The following is a 19,148-nucleotide window of genomic DNA, read 5'->3' on the forward strand; positions in this document are numbered from 1 at the left end:
CTCGCCTCAGGCCAGCGACGCCGCAGCGTCCTTGATCGCCGCACGAATGCGGGCGTAGGTGCCGCAGCGGCAGATGTTGCCGGCCATCGCGGCATCGATCTGCTCGTCGTTCGGCTTCTTGTTCTCGCGCAGCAGCGCGGCGGCCGACATGATCTGACCGCTCTGGCAGTAGCCGCACTGGGGCACGTCGTGCTTGACCCAGGCTTCCTGCACGGCACGCCCGACGGGGTCGGTCCCGGCGCCTTCGATGGTCGTGACTTTCTTGCCCGCCACGGCCGAAACGGGCGTGACGCAGCTCCGCGTGGCGGCACCGTCGATATGCACTGTGCAGGCGCCGCACAACGCCATGCCGCAACCGAACTTGGTGCCGGTCATGGAGAGCGCGTCGCGCAAGGTCCAGAGGAGGGGAGTGGCAGGATCGACATCGACCTGCACGGGACGGCCGTTCAGTTCAAACGAAACCATGGAGGCACCTCTTGACGGGTGGATGGATCGGGGACCGACCCAACATACTCCCATTCGTTGGAATTTTCAGCGCGTGAATTTGCCGTAAACCGTTGTGTTTATTGGGATATAGCGCTGTATCAGCGTCGGAACCCACTCGCTTCCGGGGCGCCGCGGGAGCGGTCGTTAATCTGTCGTCAACGCTGCAATGAGCCGCACGGGACGGGGCGAAGGAGGGGATTCGCGCGCCGGATTGGCAAATTCGGTGCGGCGCCGACGTGTTGCGGTGCAATGAAGTACAATTCGACCTACATTCCCCTACCAACACGTTCCCAAGCCGGAAGAAAGATCTGGGCATGCGCAACAACTGCCTCACCCCTCAGTGCTTCTGCTCGATGACCGGACACGATTCGTCATCGACGTCTTCGCACGGCAGTCGCCGATCTCGCTGACCGCAGATCGTCCGTTTGCCGGCCCGCGCGTACCTGTCGCGTTCCCTGCCGGCATCCCAGCGCATATCCGATTTTGACTTTCGGCGCGTCCCGCGAGACGAACGCCGACGGCGGATGCACCGCCGCACTGACGAGCCCGACAAGATGAACGCACCCTTGCCTGCCTTCGAGCCGCACGACGCAAAGCATGCCGTAGCCGCCCAACCGCCGCGACTGCGTGAAATTCCCTATAACTACACTTCGTTCTCGGACCGCGAAATCGTTATGCGCCTGCTCGGCGCCGACGCCTGGGCCGTCCTCGACGAACTCCGCGCCGAGCGCCGCACCGGCCGCTCGGCCCGCATGCTGTATGAAGTGCTCGGCGACATCTGGGTGGTTCGCCGCAATCCCTATCTGCAAGACGACCTGCTCGACAATCCGAAGCGTCGCAAGCTGCTGATCGATGCACTCGAACACCGTCTGAACGAGATCGACAAGCGTCGTCGCGCCGACGTGGCCGAACACGCCGACGCCCACGGCCGCGAGCGCGCCGCGCGCGTCGAACAACTCGAGAGCGCCGCACGCCGCGCCGTGGCCGAGTTCGCCGGTGAGTTCGAGAAGATGGCGGAACTGCGCCGCCGCGCGAAGAAAGTCCTGGGCCGCACGACCGCCCACGACAACATCAAGTTCGACGGCCTGTCGCGCGTCTCGCATGTGACCGACGCGACGGACTGGCGCGTGGAATACCCGTTCGTGGTGCTTACGCCTGACACGGAAGCCGAAATGGCGGCGCTGGTGAAGGGCTGCTTCGAACTGGGCCTGACGGTGATCCCGCGTGGCGGCGGCACGGGCTACACGGGCGGCGCGATTCCGCTCACGCCGTTCTCGGCCGTCATCAACACGGAAAAGCTCGAACAGCTCGACGAGGTCGAGTACTCGCAGCTGCCCGGCGTGGATCGACCGGTGCCGACGATCTTCTCGGGCGCCGGCGTCGTCACGCGTCGCGTGGCGGAAGCGGCCGAGCGCGCCGGCCTGGTGTTCGCCGTGGACCCGACGTCGATCGACGCTTCGTGCATCGGTGGCAACGTCGCCATGAACGCCGGCGGCAAGAAGGCCGTGCTGTGGGGCACCGCGCTCGACAACCTGGCGTGGTGGCGCATGGTCGACCCGCAAGGCAACTGGCTCGAAGTCACGCGCCTCGATCACAACCTCGGCAAGATTCACGATATTCCGCTCGCCCGCTTCGAACTGAAGTGGTACGACGGCAATCAGGCGCCCGGCGCCGTGCTGCTCAAGACGGAATTGCTGGAAATCGAAGGCAGGCGCTTTCGCAAGGAAGGCCTCGGCAAGGACGTTACGGACAAGTTCCTCGCTGGCCTGCCCGGCGTGCAGAAGGAAGGCTGCGACGGTCTGATCACGAGCGCGCGCTGGATTCTGCACAAGATGCCGGCGCATACGCGCACGGTGTGCCTGGAGTTCTTCGGTCAGGCGAAGGAAGCGATTCCGAGCATCGTCGAAATCAAGGACTACATGTTCGCGCAGACGGCCGCGGGCGGCGCGATTCTCGCCGGCCTGGAGCATCTGGACGAGCGCTATCTGCGCGCCGTGGGTTATGCCACGAAGTCGAAGCGCAACGCGTTCCCGAAGATGGTGCTGATCGGCGACATCGTCGGCGACGACGACAATGCCGTGGCACAAGCCACTTCGGAAGTGATTCGTCTGGCCAACGGCAAGAGCGGCGAAGGCTTTGTCGCCGTCTCGGCCGAAGCGCGCAAGAAGTTCTGGCTCGACCGCTCGCGCACCGCGGCCATCGCGCGCCACACCAACGCCTTCAAGATCAACGAAGACGTGGTGATCCCGCTGCCGCGCATGGGCGAGTACACGGATCACATCGAGCGCATCAACATCGAGCTCTCGCTCAAGAACAAGCTGCAACTGGTCGACGCCCTCGAAGCGTTCTTCGAAGCCGGCAACCTGCCGCTCGGCAAGACGGACGACGCGAACGAGATTCCGTCGGCGGAATTGCTCGAAGACCGCGTGCAGACGGCGCTCGCGCTGCTGCGCGATGTGCGCGCGCGCTGGGAATTCCTGCGCGATCACTTCGAGCTGCCGCTCGCGGACGCCATCCCGCCGCTCAACCGTCACGGCATCCGCGACATCAACGTGGCGCTCAACGAGCGACTGCGCAAGCAGCCCGAAACGCGTCTCGTCGATCTGCTGCAGGACCGTACGGTGCGCGTGTCGTGGAAGCAGGAGATCCGCGCCGAACTGCGCCAGATCTTCGCCGGCGCGGAATTCAAGCCGATCCTCGACGAAGCGCAGGCGATCCACAAGCGCGTGCTGCACGGGCGCGTGTTCGTCGCGCTGCACATGCACGCGGGCGACGGCAACGTACACACGAACATCCCGGTCAACTCGGACAACTACGAGATGCTCCAGGACGCGCACAAGGCCGTGGCGCGCATCATGGACATCGCCCGTTCGCTCGATGGCGTGATCTCGGGCGAGCATGGCATCGGCATCACCAAGCTGGAGTTCCTGACGGATGCCGAGATCGGCGAATTCCGCGCGTACAAGCAACGCGTGGATCCGGAAGGACGTTTCAACAAGGGCAAGCTGCTCGACATGCCCGAACTGCCCGCCGACCTGCGCAACGCCTATACGCCCAGCTTCGGGCTGATGGGCTACGAATCGCTGATCATGCAGCAGTCGGACATCGGCGCCATCGCCGACAGCGTGAAGGACTGCCTGCGCTGCGGCAAGTGCAAGCCGGTGTGCGCCACGCACGTGCCGCGCGCGAACCTGCTCTACAGCCCGCGCAACAAGATTCTCGCGACCTCGCTGCTCATCGAGGCGTTCCTGTATGAAGAGCAGACGCGTCGCGGCGTGTCGATCAAGCATTGGGACGAGTTCAACGACGTGGCCGATCACTGCACGGTCTGCCACAAGTGCGTCACGCCCTGCCCGGTGAAGATCGACTTCGGCGACGTCACGATGAACATGCGCAACCTGCTGCGCAAGATGGGCAAGAAGAAGTTCAACCCGGGTGCGGCTGCGGGCATGTTCTTCCTCAACGCGACGAATCCGGAGACGATCAACGTCACGCGCAAGGTGATGATCGACTGGGGCTACAAGGCGCAGCGCTTCGGCGCCGACGTCTTCAAGAAGCTCGCGAAGAAGCAGACCGCGCGTCCGCCCGCCACGGTCGGCAAGCCGCCGCTGCGCGAGGAAGTGATCCACTTCGTCAACAAGAAGATGCCGGGCAACCTGCCGAAGAAGACGGCGCGCGCGCTGCTCGACATCGAAGACAACAAGATCGTGCCGATCATCCGCAACCCGAAGGCCACCACGGTGGACTCGGAAGCGGTGTTCTATTTCCCGGGCTGCGGCTCGGAGCGCCTGTTCTCGCAGGTCGGACTCGCCACGCAGGCGATGCTGTGGCACGTGGGCGTGCAGACCGTGCTGCCGCCGGGCTATCTGTGCTGCGGCTATCCGCAGCGCGGCTCGGGCCAGGGCGAGAAGGCCGAGAAGATCGTCACGGACAATCGCGTGCTGTTCCACCGTGTGGCGAACACGCTGAACTATCTCGACATCAAGACCGTGGTCGTGTCGTGCGGCACTTGCTACGATCAGCTCGCCGGCTATGAATTCGAGAAGATCTTCCCGGGCTGCCGCATCGTCGACATCCACGAATATCTGCTCGAGAAGGGCGTGAAGCTCGACGGCGTGGGCGGCACGCGCTACATGTATCACGACCCGTGCCACACACCGATCAAGACGATGGACCCGGTCAAGCTCGTGAACCAGTTGATGGGCAGCGAGCACGACGGCTACAGGATCGAGAAGAACGATCGGTGCTGCGGCGAATCGGGTACGCTGGCGGTCACGCGTCCCGACATCTCGACGCAGATCCGCTTCCGCAAGGAAGAGGAAATGCGCAAGGGCGCGGCCAAGCTGCGCGCGGACGGCAAGGTGGAGGACGTGAAGATTCTCACGAGCTGCCCGTCGTGCCTGCAGGGCCTGTCGCGCTACAACGAGGACGCCAACGTCACGGCCGACTACATCGTCGTCGAGATCGCCAAGCACGTGCTCGGCAACGAGTGGCTGGTGGATTACGTCAAGGATGCGAACAACGGCGGTATCGAGCGCGTGCTGGTCTGATGTCTCTGCGGGGAACGCGGCCGATGCCTGACCGACGGACCACGGAGGCGACATGGAGGTAGTCTACACAGCGCTCATCCTGCTGTTCGTGGTGGCGCTGACCGGCGTGCTGGTCAGCTTCGTCAGGTTCCTGCCCGTGCCGCTCGTGCAGATTGCCGTGGGCGCCGCGCTCGCCTACCCGGGCGCGGGCCTGCACATCGACCTCGATCCCGAGATCTTCTTCCTGCTGTTCATCCCGCCGCTGCTCTTCGCCGACGGCTGGCGCATGCCCAAGCGCGAGTTCTGGCACCTGCGCGTGCCGATCCTCGCCATGGCGCTGGGCCTGGTGATCTTCACGGTGATCGGCGTGGGCTACTTCATCCACTGGTTGATCCCGTCGATCCCGCTGGCCGTGGCGTTCGCGCTCGGCGGCGTGCTCTCGCCGACCGACGCCGTGGCCGTCTCCGCGCTCACCGGACGCATGCGCATGCCCACGCGGCTCATGCACGTGCTCGAAGGCGAAGCGATGATGAACGATGCCTCGGGGCTCGTCGTATTCAAGTTCGCGCTGGTGGCGGCGACCACGGGCCTCTTCTCGATCGGCAGCGCCACGTTTTCGTTCTTCGTCATCGCGATCGGCGGTCTGCTCGCCGGCTGGGCGGTGACCTGGCTCTTCACGCAATTCCATCGCCGCGTGATGGACGCCACCAGCGAAGAGCCCGCGACCGTGGTGCTGCTGCTGTTGCTCATGCCGTTCGCCGCCTATCTGCTCGCGGAACATTTCGGCTTCTCGGGCATTCTCGCCGCCGTGGCCGCCGGCATGACGGTCAGCTCGACCGATCTGCTCAACAGCCGCACCGCCACGCGCATTCTCGGCAACGGCGTGTGGTCGATGCTTGAGTTCGTATTCAACGGCGCGGTGTTCGTGCTGCTCGGCCTGCAATTGCCCGACATCGTGCGTGCGGCATTGCGCCCGAGCGAGCATCTGTGGGGCACGCTCGTGAATCTGGGCGAGCTGATGTTCTACGTCGTCGCGATCTCGGCGGTGCTTATCGTGCTGCGCTTTTGCTGGGTATGGGTGGCGTGGCGCGTGATGTATTTCCTCGGCATGCGGCGCGGCGAGATCACCACGCGGCCGGGGCTGCGCTTCACCGGGGTGACGGCGCTCTCGGGCGTGCGCGGCGCGGTCACGCTCGCCGGTGCGCTGTCGGTGCCGCTGGCGTTGCCCGGCGGCGCACCGTTCCCCGGACGCGATCTGCTGATTTTTCTCGCCGCCGGCGTAATCCTTCTCTCGCTCATCGGCGGCAGCCTCGGCTTGCCCGTGTTGCTGCGCGGGGTGCGCTGGCCGGCCGAGGATCCGCGCAACCGGGAAATGAGCGAAGCGCGGCTGGCGGCGTCCGAAGCGGCGATCCGGGCCGTGGAATCGCTGCAGAAGGTCATCGCCAAGTCGGGCGACGAACTCGACACGGCCGTGTGCGCCGAAGCGGCGGCGCGCGTGATGGGGCGCTATCGCCGCTCGCTCAACGCGTCGAGCGCCTCGGACGAAGCGCGCGAACGGGCGGTGCGCGAAGTGGAAGTGGAGCGGCGTCTGCGCGCGGCAGCCCTGCAGGCCGAGCGCGTGGAGCTCTCGCGCCTGCGCATCACCCATCGCATCAACGATGAAACGCTGCGCGAACTGCTCAGCGAAATCGACTTCGCCGAACTCGCGCTGGGCCCGGTCGATCCGGCCACCGGCAAACGGGCGAAGCGGCACAGACACTGACGCGTGCCGGGTTCGGCAGGCGTTCGACATCACCCCGATGAAAGGCAGGGAGAAAGATCATGGAATGTCCGTTTTGCAACGGTGACGGCGGCGAAGTCGTGTGGCGCGACGCCGTGCTGCGCGTGGTGCTGGCCAACGAGAACGGCTACCCGGGGTTTGCGCGCGTGATCTGGCATACGCACGTGGCCGAAATGAGCGATTTGCCCGAGGCGGCGCGCGAGCACGTGATGCGTGCGGTGTTCGCCGTCGAGACGGCACAGCGCACGGTGATGTCGCCGCACAAGGTCAACGTGGCCAGCCTGGGCAACATGGTGCCGCACGTGCACTGGCACGTGATTCCGCGCTATCGCGACGACGCGCACTTTCCCGGCTCCGTATGGAGCGCGCCGCAGCGCGAGGTGCCCGAGGCGGTGCTCGCCGAGCGCGCGGCATGGGCGCCCGCGCTGCGCGAAGCCATCGTGGCAGAATTGGCGCGTATGCCGGCCTGGCCGGCTTGAACGGTCATGAAGGGCGCCGAACGGTAGCAAGCGCAGCGACCGATGGCCGCATCGACGGACGCGTCGGCTGACCTCCGAGGCCCGAGCGGCTATACTGCCGGCCGGTGTGCCGCACGCGTCGCCACAGGTCGCCGCAGGTCGCGATAGTCGGCCGCACATCGAACGATTTTTCTGGAGCAAGACCATGGCTGGGCTGGAGAAAGACACGCCGATTCCCGTTTCCCTGACGCTGCATCGCGCATCGAAGGTACTGGAACTTGGTTACGAAGACGGCAAGCATTACCGCCTGCCGTTCGAATTCCTGCGCGTGCTGTCGCCGTCGGCCGAAGTGCGTGGCCATGGTCCTGGCCAGGAAACGCTGCAGACCGGAAAGCGCGACGTCGAGCTCAAAGGCCTCGAACCGGTCGGCAACTACGCGGTGCGCCCCGTCTTCTCGGACGGGCACGACACCGGCATCTATTCGTGGGACTACCTCTACGAGTTGTGCGTGCGTCAGGACGCGCTGTGGCAGGAATACCTGGACAAGCTCGCGGCGGCGGGCGTCGAGCGGGACACGCCGATGCCGTCGCCGGCCAGCGGCCACGGTTGCCACCACCATTGAGGCCCCGGCGGCGCGCGTACACCCGTGTAAGGCGCACCGCTCACATGATTTGGGAGATTGCAATGGGTGAACAGACCCACTTCGGTTACGAAACCGTCGACGAGAAGGAAAAGGCCGGCAAGGTCGCCGAAGTGTTCCACTCGGTCGCGAGCAAGTACGACATCATGAACGATCTGATGTCGGGAGGCCTGCACCGGATCTGGAAGGCCTTCACGATCGGACGCGCGGCCGTGCGTCCCGGCTTCAAGGTGCTCGACATCGCAGGCGGCACGGGTGATCTGTCCAAGGCGTTCGCGCGCGCGGCCGGCCCGACCGGCGAGGTTTGGCTCACCGACATCAACGAATCGATGCTGCGCGTGGGCCGCGATCGCCTGCTCGACGCCGGCATCGCGACCCCCGCATTGCTGTGCGACGCCGAGAAGCTGCCGTTCCCGTCGAACTACTTCGACGTGGTGACCGTGGCCTTCGGTCTGCGCAACATGACCCACAAGGACGCCGCACTGGCGGAAATGCGCCGCGTGATCAAACCGGGCGGCAAGGTCATGGTGCTGGAGTTCTCGAAGGTCTGGCAGCCGCTGGAAAAGGCGTACGACGCCTATTCGTTCAAGGTGCTGCCGTGGCTGGGCTCGCGCATCGCCGGCGACGCCGACAGCTACCGCTACCTGGCCGAGTCGATCCGTATGCACCCGGACCAGGAAACGCTCAAGACCATGATGGAGGACGTCGGCCTGGAGCGCGTGGAGTATCACAACATGACGGCGGGTGTGGTCGCGCTGCACATCGGACGCAAGTTCTGAGTCCGTAAGGATTCACTTCGCGGCGTCACCGCAAGACGATGCGCCCCGGCTGGCGGAAAATCTCCGCGCCGGGGCCTTATTCTAAGTACAGCCTAATTCTTCTATGGAAGAATCGCGCACGTCGGTCACTTGGTTTCGACACGTGAAATTTTGCTGAACCAATCGGGTCGACGCCTGTCATTAGACAGCAACCTACAACTCCACGGAGAGACCAGAACGATGTTCCAGTTCCTGAAAAACAAGCTGTTGTTGGGCGTAGTCGCCGGCGTGGTGGCGGTCGGCTTGACGATCGCGGACGCTGACGCCAAGCGCGTTGGCGGCGGCCGGAGCGTCGGCAAGCAGTCCAACACCGTGACGCAACGTCAGGCCACGCCGCAACAGCCGGCGCAGGCGCCGGGCGCCGCACCGCACCAAGCCGCCCCGGCCGCAGCCGGCGCGGGTGCCGCGGGTGCTGCTGCAGCCGCCAAGCCTGCCAACCGTTGGCTCGGACCGATCGCCGGTCTGGCCGCCGGTCTCGGGATCGCCGCGCTGCTGTCGCACTTTGGCCTGGGCGGTGCGTTCGCGAGCATGATGGCCAACGTCATCGTGATCGCGCTGATCGCTTTTGCCGTGATATGGCTCATCCGTCGCCTGCGCGGCAATAAGTCGCAGTCGCAGACGCCGGCCTACGCGGGCGCAGGCAACGACGCCTCGAACAATTCACTGCGTCAGTCGTGGGATAGCCAGCAAGCGGCACAGCCGTCGCAGACTGCTGCGCCGGCGCAACTGTCGTCGCTGCCGGAAGCGGCCGCGGCGGGGGCTGCCGGTGCCGCGGCAGCAGGTCCGTTCGGCGTGCCGGCCGGCTTCGACACCGAAGGCTTCCTGCGCAGCGCGAAGGTGTACTTCAACCGTCTGCAAGCCGCCTGGGACAAGGGCGATCAGGCCGACATCAACGAGTTCACCACGCCGCAGATGTTCGCGGAAATCAAGATGGACCTCGAAGAGCGCGGCAAGGCGACCAACCGTACGGACGTCGTGCAACTCGACGCCGAACTGCTCGGCATCGAGCAATCGGCCACCGAGTACATGGCCAGCGTTCGCTTCTCGGGTCTGATCCGCGAAGCCGAGGGTGCCCCGGCAGCGCCGTTCAACGAAGTCTGGAACCTGACCAAGCCGGTGACCGGCAACGGTGGCTGGGTGCTCGCCGGGATTCAGCAGCTCAGCTAAGCTGGCGACGTTTTTGCCGTAACCTGCCTTACAATGAGAGCCCGCGTTCGAAGCGCGGGCTCTTTTGTTTTTGCCGTCCGCATGTGCATGCCGGGCGGCGTCTTTCGGTGCGACCGGCGCTCAGCGCCGGCCGGCCGCCAAGCTCATGACCGTAGCCGCCAAAGCCTTTGCCGCCACCGTGAATCATCTGCTTGCCCGCGAACCGTGGGCACGCGATCGTTTGCGCCATCACATCGGCGCGTCCGCCCGGCTGGCGATGTCCGCGATCGACCTGCGCCTGCGTGTGGGCGAGGACGGTTTTCTCGCGGCCGCCGACGGCACCGCCCCCTGCGACGTCAGCATCTCGGTGCCCCCGGCGGCGCTGGCGGACTTCGCGAGCGGCGGGCAGGCCGCCGTCATGCGTCACGTCAAGATCGAGGGCGACGCCGAGTTCGCCAACACGGTGTCTTACCTCGCGCAGCATCTGCGCTGGGAAGTCGCCGAAGACTTGAGCCGGATCGTCGGCGACGCCGCCGCGCACCGGGTCACCGAGACCGGTAAGGCCGCGGTGGCCGGCGTGCGTCGCACCGGCGACACACTGGCCCGCTCGCTGGCCGACTACCTTGTGGAAGAGAATCCGATGCTGGTGGCGCGCCCGCGCCTGGACGCCATGCGCGCCGAAATCGGTACGCTGCGCGATGACCTCGCCCGACTGGAGAAGCGCATCGAGAAATTCGAGCGTGCGAGAGATCCACAGAAGGGGGGGCAGGGTGGTGTGTCCGCACCGGCAGCCCGTCCGAATCGTACGCATGGAGGCCGCTGACCGATGCGCCTCCTGCGTCTGATCAAGATATTCTTCGTCTGCTATCGATACGGGCTCGACGAGCTGGTGCTCTCGAGCATTCCCCATCCCTTCACGCGAGCCCTGTTGCGCGTGCTGACGTTCGGCCGCAGCGGCCTGCGTGCGCCGCGCGGCGAGCGTCTGCGACTCGCGCTCGAATCGCTGGGCCCGATCTTCGTGAAGTTCGGCCAGGTGCTCTCGACGCGTCGCGATCTGATGCCGCCCGACATTGCGCTCGAACTTGCGCGCCTGCAGGACCAGGTGCCGCCGTTCGACCCCGAGGTGGCGCGCGCGAGCATCGAGAAGTCGCTGGGCCGTCCGCTCGAGGAAGTCTTCGTGGAGTTCGAGCGCACGCCGGTGGCCAGCGCGTCGATTGCACAGGTGCACTTCGCACGGATTCGCGACGGCGAGCATGCGGGCAAGGAGGTCGCGGTCAAGGTGCTGCGGCCGAACATGCTAGGCGTGATCGACAGCGATCTGGCGCTCATGCGCGACCTCGCCGGATGGGTGGAGCGCCTGTGGCCCGACGGCAAGCGCCTGAAGCCGCGCGAAGTGGTCGCCGAGTTCGACAAGTATCTGCACGACGAACTCGACCTGATGCGCGAGGCCGCCAACGCGGCGCAACTGCGTCGCAACTTCATCGACTCGGGCATGCTGATGGTGCCGGAGATCTATTGGGAATTCAGTTCCAGCTCCGTGCTCGTGATGGAGCGCATGCGCGGCGTGCCGATCAGCCAGATCGAGGTGTTGCGCGAGGCGGGCGTCGACCTGAAGAAGCTCGCGCGTGAAGGGGTCGAGATCTTCTTCACCCAGTTCCTGCGCGACGGTTTCTTTCACGCCGACATGCACCCGGGCAACATTCTCGTGAGCCTCGATCCCGACACGTTCGGACGCTACATCGCGCTCGATTGCGGCATCGTGGGGGCGCTCTCCGAGTTCGACAAGAACTATCTCGCACAGAACTTCCTCGCGTTCTTCCGCCGGGACTATCACCGAGTGGCTTCGCTGCACCTGGAGTCGGGCTGGGTGCCGCCCGATACGCGCGTCGAAGAGCTCGAAGGGGCTATTCGCGCGGTGTGCGAGCCGTACTTCGACCGCCCGCTCAAGGAGATCTCGCTGGGGCTGGTGCTCATGCGTCTGTTTCAGACGTCGCGCCGCTTCAACGTGGAGATCCAGCCGCAGCTCGTACTGCTGCAAAAGACGCTGCTCAATATCGAAGGGCTGGGGCGCCAGCTGGATCCGGATCTCGATCTGTGGAAGACGGCCAAGCCGTTCCTCGAGCGATGGATGGCCGAGCAGATCGGCCCGCGTGGCTGGCTGGAACGTCTGAAAGCCGAAGTGCCGCAGTGGAGCAAGACGATGCCGCAGCTGCCGCGACTCATCCACCAGGCGCTGGCCGCGCATGCCCGTCCGCATGACGACACGTTACTGCTCGCATTGCTGCAGGAGCAGCGCCGCACCAACCGGCTGCTCACCGGCGCGTTCTGTCTCGTGGGCGGTATCGCCATCGGGGTGTTGATGGCGTTCATCTGGCTGTACGGTTGAACCTGTCGATGATTCGAGAGCGTCTCGCGGGCAACTGATGAGTCGTCCCGGGCAACTCACATAACCATAATCAATGCACCGGCCGCCTCCGCGGCCGGTTTCTCGCTGGAAGGTGTTGTCGATGGTCGTCTCGCACAAGCTTCATACGCCGCTAGCGGCGCCCCGAGGGGAGGATCTTCCGGAAGGGGGAAGTGCTCCTGCCGCCGCGCCCGCGACGCCGGCTTTCTCGACGAGAGATCCGTCACGCGCCGAGTTCTGGGACGAGCGCTTTGCCAGCGCCTTCATGCCCTGGGACGCCGCCGGTGTGCCGCAGGCGTTGCGCGACTTCGTCGCGGGCGAGGGCGCGCCTCGCGCGACGCTGATCCCGGGTTGCGGTGCGGCGTACGAAGCGGCATGGCTCGACGCCCAGGGCTGGCCCGTACGCGCCATCGATTTCGCGCCGGCCGCGGTTGTGGCCGCCCAGGCCCAGCTGGGGCCGCGCGCGGCACTCGTCGAGCAGGCCGATTTCTTCACCTACACGCCGCCTTTCGCGCTCGACATGGTCTACGAACGGGCGTTTCTCTGCGCGTTGCCTCGCACGATGTGGCAGGACTACGCCATTCGCATGGCGCGGTTGTTGCCAACGGGGGGATGTCTGGCAGGGTTCTTTTTCCTGCGGGAGACGCCGAAGGGGCCGCCGTTCGGCATCGCTCCCCAGGGGCTCGAAGCCCTGCTCGGGCAAGACTTCGTTTGCGAAGCGGACCGGCTCGTTACCGATTCGGTGCCGGTGTTCGCGGGTGCCGAGCACTGGATGGTCTGGCGACGCCGCTGACGTGCCGCGATGCCGGCTCCCCCGAGGGGCGCGGACGTGTTCCAACGGCGCGTAACGTTACCAAGTCCCTAGGTATTTCCCGATATTTGCCACGAGCCGCCGCTGGAATTGTGATTTTTTCCCCGCGCACCGCCCACGCCGCTATAATCGGCCGAAAATTTTTTCGCCAGGTGGCAAAAACGGGCGCCCCCGAGCGCTGAATCGCATCAGCCCCCGTCATGCACGACCTGATTTTCTGTTGCCCGGAAGGCTGCGGCCCATGGCTCGGTAACGTTGACTCGGTTAGCTCGCGCGGCGGCCCTCATGCGGTCCGATCACGCCCTCGCCGTTAGCGTTGCCTTGCCTCCGTCGCTGCCCTGGGGCTTGGCTGGGGCCGCGTTATGCTGATCTGGTTTGTCATTCTGTATTGGGTCATTTCGGTGGCCATCGGGCTGTTGGCCGCCCTCAAGGTCCGCAATACCAAGGATTTCACCGTCGCCGGTCGCCGCCTGCCCTACGGCATGGTCATCGCTGTGGTGTTCGCCACGTGGTTCGGCTCGGAGGCCGTGCTCGGCATTCCGGCCACGTTCATCGGGGAAGGCCTGCGCGGCGTGGTCGCCGACCCGTTCGGCTCGTCGATGTGCCTGGTGCTCGTCGGCATGTTCTTCGCCCGCAAGCTGTATCGCATGAACCTCATGACGATCGGCGACTTCTACAAGCTCAAGTACAACCGCACGGTCGAAGTGGTGACGAGTGTTGCCATCGTGATCTCCTATCTCGGCTGGGTCGGGGCGCAGATCAAGGCGCTGGGCCTCGTGTTCCATACGGTGTCGGGCGGCGCGATGTCGGAGCCGACCGGCATGATCATCGGCGCCATCTCGGTGCTGGCCTACACGCTGCTCGGCGGCATGATCTCGGTGGCGGTGACCGACTTCATCCAGATGATCATCATCGTCGTGGGGCTCGTGTACATCGCCGTGGTAGTTTCGGGCATGGTGCCGGGTGGCGCGAGCGCAGTGATCGCTCACGCCTCGGAGGCCGGCAAGTTCGTGTTCCTGCCGGAATTGAATCCGGCCGACGTGCTCGCGTTCATCGCGGCGGGCATCACCATGATGTTCGGCTCGATCCCGCAGCAGGACGTGTTCCAGCGCGTGATGTCGTCCAAGTCGGAGAACGTGGCGGTCGCCGGTTCCGTGACAGGCGGCGTGCTGTACTTCTTCTTCACGTTCATCCCGATCTTTCTCGCGTACTCGGCGCTGCTCATCGCACCGTCGATGGTGCAGAAGTACATCGGCACCGATCCGCAACAGATCCTGCCGCAGTTGGTGCTCACCAGCGTGCCGGTGCTCGCGCAGGTGATGTTCTTCGGCGCGTTGCTCTCGGCCATCAAGAGCTGCGCCTCGGCCACGCTGCTGGCGCCGTCGGTGACGTTCGCCGAGAACATCATCCGCCCGATGCTGCCGGGCCGCATCGACGACAAGCATCTGCTGCGTCTGATGCGAATCGTGGTGCTGTGCTTCACCGCGCTGGTGCTGACCTACGCGCTCAACTCGAAGGCGTCGATCTTCCAGATGGTGGAGAGCGCGTACAAGGTCACGCTCGTGTGCTGCTTCGTCCCGCTCGCGTTCGGCCTGTACTGGAAGCGCTCGAGCTCGCTGGGCGGCACGCTGGCCGTCTTCGCCGGGCTGCTCGTGTGGATCGGCTGCGAGATGCTGGCGCCCGACGCGCTGGTGCCGCCGCAACTGGCCGGCCTGCTGGCCTCGATCACGGGGATGGTTGTCGGCTCCCTGCTGCAACCCGCCTCGGAGCGCGAGCCGGAGCAACAGATTTCGACGATCTGACGCTTTCAGGCAAAATGTGAGTGCTTGCTTTGGTATCGATGCCCGCCCGCCGGGCATCGACCCACAAGCGGCAGCCTGACGACGGGACGGCCTGGGCCGTCCTTCGTGGCGTGGGGCGTCAGGCCGCCACGTGGCATCCGGGACGATTGCGGCGGATGCCGCGGGGAGGCCGCACCGGCGTCGTCCCTTGATCTCGCCCGCCCGCATCCCCATATTCTCCGGACAAATCCCGAAAGCCTTGTGAAGCGGTTATAATTCAAGGCTTTGCGTGCCTTTTTCCGTCGGAAAGAAGAAAGAATCATGCCTATCTATGCCTATCGTTGCGAAACATGCGGTTTCGCCAAGGATGTGCTGCAAAAAATGAGCGATGACCCGCTCACCCAGTGCCCGGAGTGCGGCAAGGACTCGTTTCGCAAGCAGGTGACTGCTGCGGGGTTCCAGCTCAAGGGTTCCGGGTGGTATGTGACTGACTTCCGTGGCGGTTCGGGCGGCGCGAGCGCCACGGCATCCGGCCCGGCGGCGGCATCGACCGCGTCGGACGGGGCGGCTTCCTCGGGCGGGAGCGCTGCGTCGTCGACTGGCGGCGAGTCGTCGAGCGCCCCGGCAGCCTCGTGCGGCGGCGGTTGCGCCTGTCACTGAGCGTCCAGACAATAGACGGGCCGGCGTGTCCGGCCAGATAACCCGGCGCGGGAATCCGCGCTGAACTCCATAGCCCGCTCCACATTCGCGAGTCCTGCCATGAGCGTCAAAAAACCCGCGTTGAAGACGATTTTCCTCACCGGCCTGCTGGTGCTGGTGCCTCTCGCGATCACGCTGTGGGTGTTGGGCCTGATCATCGGCACGATGGATCAGACGTTGCTCCTGCTGCCCGACGAATGGCAGCCGTCGCGCCTGATCGGCATGCGCGTGCCGGGCTTCGGGGTGGTGGTCACGCTGGCTTTCGTATTCGTCGTCGGCCTTCTGGCGCATAATTTCATTGGCCAGAAGCTGGTCGGCTGGTGGGAAGCCGTGCTCACGCGCATTCCCATCGTCGGGCCGCTGTATGGCAGCGTCAAGCAGGTCTCCGACACGCTGCTGTCGAGCAGCGGCAACGCGTTTCGCAAGGCGTTGCTCGTGCGCTATCCGCACGCGGATTCCTGGACCATCGCTTTCCTGACCGGTGCACCGGGCGGCGACGTGGTCAATCACTTGCAGGGCGAGTACGTGAGCGTCTACGTGCCGACGACGCCGAACCCGACTTCGGGCTTTTTCCTGATGATGCGGGCAAGCGACGTCGTCGAGCTCGACATGAGCGTCGACGCGGCCCTCAAGTACATCGTATCGATGGGCGTGGTGGCGCCCGCCCACAACCCGCGCCAGCAACGTCCCGGCCCGCTCCTGTGAGCCAACGGGATTCACCGGCGTCATTTTTTGAAAATCGGAACAGCAAAATGTCCATGCGTACCTCCTACTGCGGTCTGGTGACCGAGCAACAACTGGGCCAAACGGTCAAGCTTTGTGGCTGGGTCAATCGCCGCCGTGATCACGGCGGGGTCATCTTCATCGACCTGCGCGATCGCGAAGGTCTGGTGCAGGTCGTGTGCGATCCGGACCGCGCGGAGATGTTCAAGGCCGCCGAAGGCCTGCGCAACGAGTTCTGCGTGCAGATCACGGGTCTCGTGCGCAGCCGTCCGGCGGGCACCGAGAACGCCAACCTGACGAGCGGCAAGATCGAAGTGCTGTGCCACGAGCTCCATGTCCTCAACGCCTCGGTCACGCCCCCGTTCCCACTCGACGACGAGAACCTGTCGGAAACCACGCGCCTCACGCATCGCGTGCTGGATCTGCGTCGTCCGCAGATGCAATACAACCTGCGTCTGCGCTACAAGGTGGCGATGGAAGCGCGCAAGTATCTGGACGCGCAAGGCTTCATCGACATCGAAACGCCGATGCTCTCCAAGAGCACGCCGGAAGGCGCGCGCGACTATCTGGTGCCTTCGCGTGTGAACGCTGGCCAGTTCTTCGCGCTGCCGCAGTCGCCGCAGCTCTTCAAGCAGTTGCTGATGGTGGCCGGTTTTGATCGCTACTACCAGATCACCAAGTGCTTCCGCGACGAAGACCTGCGCGCCGACCGTCAGCCGGAGTTCACGCAGATCGACTGCGAAACCTCGTTCCTATCGGAGCAGGAAATCCGCGATCTGTTCGAGAACATGATCCGTCACGTGTTCAAGGAAGCCGTCGGCGTCGAGCTCGATGCCAAGGTGCCGGTCATGAAGTACTCGGAAGCGATGCGCCGCTTCGGCTCGGACAAGCCGGACCTGCGTGTGAAGCTCGAGTTCACCGAGCTGACCGACGTGATGGCCGACGTGGACTTCAAGGTGTTCTCGGTGCCGGCCACGACCGAAGGCGGCCGTGTGGTCGCCCTGCGCGTGCCGGGCGGCGCGGACATCTCGCGCAGCGAGATCGACGCGTACACCGAATTCGTGAAGATCTACGGCGCGAAGGGCCTGGCCTGGATCAAGGTCAATGAGGTGGCGAAGGGGCGCGACGGTCTGCAAAGCCCGATCGTGAAGAACCTGCACGACGCTGCGATCGCTTCGATCCTGGAGCGCACCGGCGCCCAGGACGGCGACATCATCTTCTTCGGTGCGGACAAGGCCAAGATCGTCAACGACGGCATCGGCGCGCTGCGTCTGAAGATCGGTCACTCGGAGTTCGGCAAGAGCCACGGCCTGTTCGAAGCCGGCTGGCGTCCGCTGTGGGTCGTCGACTTCCCGATGTTCGAGTACGACGAGGAAGACGCTCGCTGGGTGGCGTGCCATCACCCGTTCACGAGCCCGAAGGACGAGCACATCGACTATCTCGAGACCGACCCGGGCAAGTGCCTGGCGAAGGCCTACGACATGGTGCTCAACGGCTGGGAAATCGGCGGCGGTTCGGTCCGTATCTTCCAGGAAGACGTGCAGAGCAAGGTGTTCCGTGCGCTCAAGCTCGGCGAGGAAGAAGCTCGTGCGAAGTTCGGCTACCTGCTCGACGCGCTGCAGTATGGCGCGCCGCCGCACGGTGGTATCGCCTTCGGTCTGGACCGCATCATCACGATGATGGCCGGCGCCGATTCGATCCGCGACGTGATCGCCTTCCCGAAGACGCAACGTGCGCAGGATCTGCTCACGCAGGCGCCGTCGCCGGTGGACGAGCGTCAACTGCGCGAACTGCACATCCGTCTGCGTCAACCGGAAGCGCCGAAGGCCTGACGAACGCATTCGCCGCCGGACTTTTCGAAGGCCGGCGCGCCGGATTCCCGAACCCCCTCGGCCGCAAGGCGAGGGGGTTTTGATTTGAGGAGAGACGTCATGAACGTCAGTGCCAAAGCGATCCTGCGGCGCGGCAGCGCGGTATTGTTCGCGCGCAATCCCCGCGACGAATGGGAACTGCCGGGCGGGCAGCCCGAGCCGGGCGAGTCGCTCGAAGGTGCCGTGCGCCGTGAGGTGCTCGAAGAGTGCAACTGGCGTGTGGGAGCGGCCCGCTACGCCGGTAGCACGGCTTTCGAGGTGATTCCGGGCAGGCACGTCATGCTGGTCTTCTTCGAGTGCGATCGCGAATCTGGCGATGCCTCGCCGCTTGCCACGAGCGACGAACATTCGCGCTTCGCGTGGATCGACGTGCTCGGCGAGCGTCCCGCCGATCTACCGCACTGCTACTGGCGCGCCGTGCACCCAGGCGATTCGCTGTGATACCTCGCATCACAGCGTCGACGCTACGCATTTGCCCATTACAATGAGGCACCCAAGTCGATTCCGATCGAGTCATCGCTGCCTGCATGAAGCCGTTCAAGATTCCCGAATCCGTCCTCGTCGTGATCTATACGCCGTCGCTCGACGTTCTGCTCATCGAGCGCGCCGACGCCGCGAACTTCTGGCAGTCCGTCACCGGCAGCAAGGACCGCGTCGACGAGCCGCTCGCCGAGACGGCGATGCGCGAAGTCTTCGAGGAGACCGGCATCCGCGTCGGTGACGGCGAGGCCATCCCCGCCAGTGCGCTGACCGACTGGCAGCATGAGATCCAATACAACATCTATCCGCGATGGGCGCATCGCTATGCACCGGGCGTCACGCGCAATACCGAGCATTGGTTCGGACTGTGCGTGCCGGAGAACACGCCCGTGACGCTCGCGCCGCGCGAGCACGTCGCCTATGCGTGGATGCCGTGGGAAGCGGCCGCCGCTCGGTGTTTCTCCCCGTCGAACGGCGACGCCATCCGGCAGTTGCCGCTGCGCGTGCGCTAGCCGCCGCATC

Annotated in this window: 16 protein-coding genes; 15 read left to right on the forward strand and 1 reads right to left on the reverse strand. The window is 65.1% G+C overall.

The window, feature by feature from the left end; genetic code table 11:
* Positions 1-6: 6 nt before the first annotated feature.
* Complete coding sequence (locus RO07_RS04100; protein ID WP_039408242.1) at positions 7-465, reverse strand: (2Fe-2S)-binding protein; 459 nt, start codon at positions 463-465, stop codon at positions 7-9.
* A gap of 575 nt (positions 466-1,040) precedes the next feature.
* Between RO07_RS04100 and RO07_RS04105 the strand changes: the two genes are divergently transcribed.
* From RO07_RS04105 to nudB, 15 genes are all read left to right on the forward strand, one after another.
* A complete protein-coding gene (locus RO07_RS04105; RefSeq protein WP_039414259.1) occupies positions 1,041-5,036 on the forward strand; it encodes a DUF3683 domain-containing protein in 3,996 nt (1,331 codons plus the stop codon).
* Between the two features lie 52 nt (positions 5,037-5,088).
* The gene (locus RO07_RS04110; RefSeq protein WP_052267008.1) at positions 5,089-6,777 is read left to right on the forward strand and encodes a Na+/H+ antiporter; all 1,689 of its coding nucleotides are present in this window, start codon (positions 5,089-5,091) and stop codon (positions 6,775-6,777) included.
* A 59-nt stretch (positions 6,778-6,836) separates the two neighbouring features.
* Positions 6,837-7,274 (forward strand): HIT family protein, encoded by a 438-nt coding sequence (locus tag RO07_RS04115; RefSeq protein ID WP_039408246.1) that lies wholly within the window; start codon positions 6,837-6,839, stop codon positions 7,272-7,274.
* Positions 7,275-7,458: 184 nt separating this feature from the next.
* On the forward strand, positions 7,459-7,875 hold the full coding sequence (locus tag RO07_RS04120; RefSeq protein WP_039408248.1) for a gamma-butyrobetaine hydroxylase family protein: 417 nt from the start codon (positions 7,459-7,461) through the stop codon (positions 7,873-7,875).
* Between the two features lie 62 nt (positions 7,876-7,937).
* Positions 7,938-8,672, forward strand: a complete 735-nt coding sequence (gene ubiE, locus RO07_RS04125; protein WP_039408249.1) for a bifunctional demethylmenaquinone methyltransferase/2-methoxy-6-polyprenyl-1,4-benzoquinol methylase UbiE — start codon at positions 7,938-7,940, stop codon at positions 8,670-8,672.
* 219 nt (positions 8,673-8,891) lie between these two features.
* The gene (locus RO07_RS04130; RefSeq protein ID WP_039408250.1) at positions 8,892-9,878 is read left to right on the forward strand and encodes a Tim44 domain-containing protein; all 987 of its coding nucleotides are present in this window, start codon (positions 8,892-8,894) and stop codon (positions 9,876-9,878) included.
* A gap of 145 nt (positions 9,879-10,023) precedes the next feature.
* Positions 10,024-10,680 carry a ubiquinone biosynthesis accessory factor UbiJ gene (locus RO07_RS04135; RefSeq protein WP_052267009.1) on the forward strand — a complete coding sequence of 219 codons (657 nt, stop codon included), beginning with the start codon at positions 10,024-10,026 and terminating at the stop codon, positions 10,678-10,680.
* Positions 10,681-10,683: 3 nt separating this feature from the next.
* Entirely contained in the window at positions 10,684-12,243 is a 1,560-nt protein-coding gene (ubiB, locus tag RO07_RS04140) for a ubiquinone biosynthesis regulatory protein kinase UbiB (RefSeq protein ID WP_039408251.1), read from the forward strand.
* A gap of 121 nt (positions 12,244-12,364) precedes the next feature.
* A complete protein-coding gene (locus RO07_RS04145) occupies positions 12,365-13,054 on the forward strand; it encodes a methyltransferase domain-containing protein (protein WP_039408253.1) in 690 nt (229 codons plus the stop codon).
* 380 nt (positions 13,055-13,434) lie between these two features.
* The gene (locus RO07_RS04150) at positions 13,435-14,874 is read left to right on the forward strand and encodes a high affinity choline transporter 1 (RefSeq protein ID WP_039408256.1); all 1,440 of its coding nucleotides are present in this window, start codon (positions 13,435-13,437) and stop codon (positions 14,872-14,874) included.
* A 300-nt stretch (positions 14,875-15,174) separates the two neighbouring features.
* Positions 15,175-15,513 (forward strand): FmdB family zinc ribbon protein, encoded by a 339-nt coding sequence (locus RO07_RS04155; protein WP_039408259.1) that lies wholly within the window; start codon positions 15,175-15,177, stop codon positions 15,511-15,513.
* Positions 15,514-15,612: 99 nt separating this feature from the next.
* Positions 15,613-16,257 carry a DUF502 domain-containing protein gene (locus RO07_RS04160; protein WP_039408262.1) on the forward strand — a complete coding sequence of 215 codons (645 nt, stop codon included), beginning with the start codon at positions 15,613-15,615 and terminating at the stop codon, positions 16,255-16,257.
* A 47-nt stretch (positions 16,258-16,304) separates the two neighbouring features.
* Positions 16,305-18,107: an aspartate--tRNA ligase gene (gene aspS / locus RO07_RS04165; RefSeq protein ID WP_039408265.1), complete on the forward strand. Its 1,803-nt coding sequence runs from the start codon at positions 16,305-16,307 to the stop codon at positions 18,105-18,107.
* Between the two features lie 99 nt (positions 18,108-18,206).
* Entirely contained in the window at positions 18,207-18,587 is a 381-nt protein-coding gene (locus tag RO07_RS04170) for an NUDIX domain-containing protein (protein ID WP_039408267.1), read from the forward strand.
* 86 nt (positions 18,588-18,673) lie between these two features.
* Entirely contained in the window at positions 18,674-19,138 is a 465-nt protein-coding gene (nudB, locus tag RO07_RS04175; protein ID WP_039408269.1) for a dihydroneopterin triphosphate diphosphatase, read from the forward strand.
* Positions 19,139-19,148 lie beyond the last annotated feature (10 nt).

The sequence above is a fragment of the Pandoraea pulmonicola genome (assembly GCF_000815105.2).
Classification (GTDB): domain Bacteria; phylum Pseudomonadota; class Gammaproteobacteria; order Burkholderiales; family Burkholderiaceae; genus Pandoraea; species Pandoraea pulmonicola.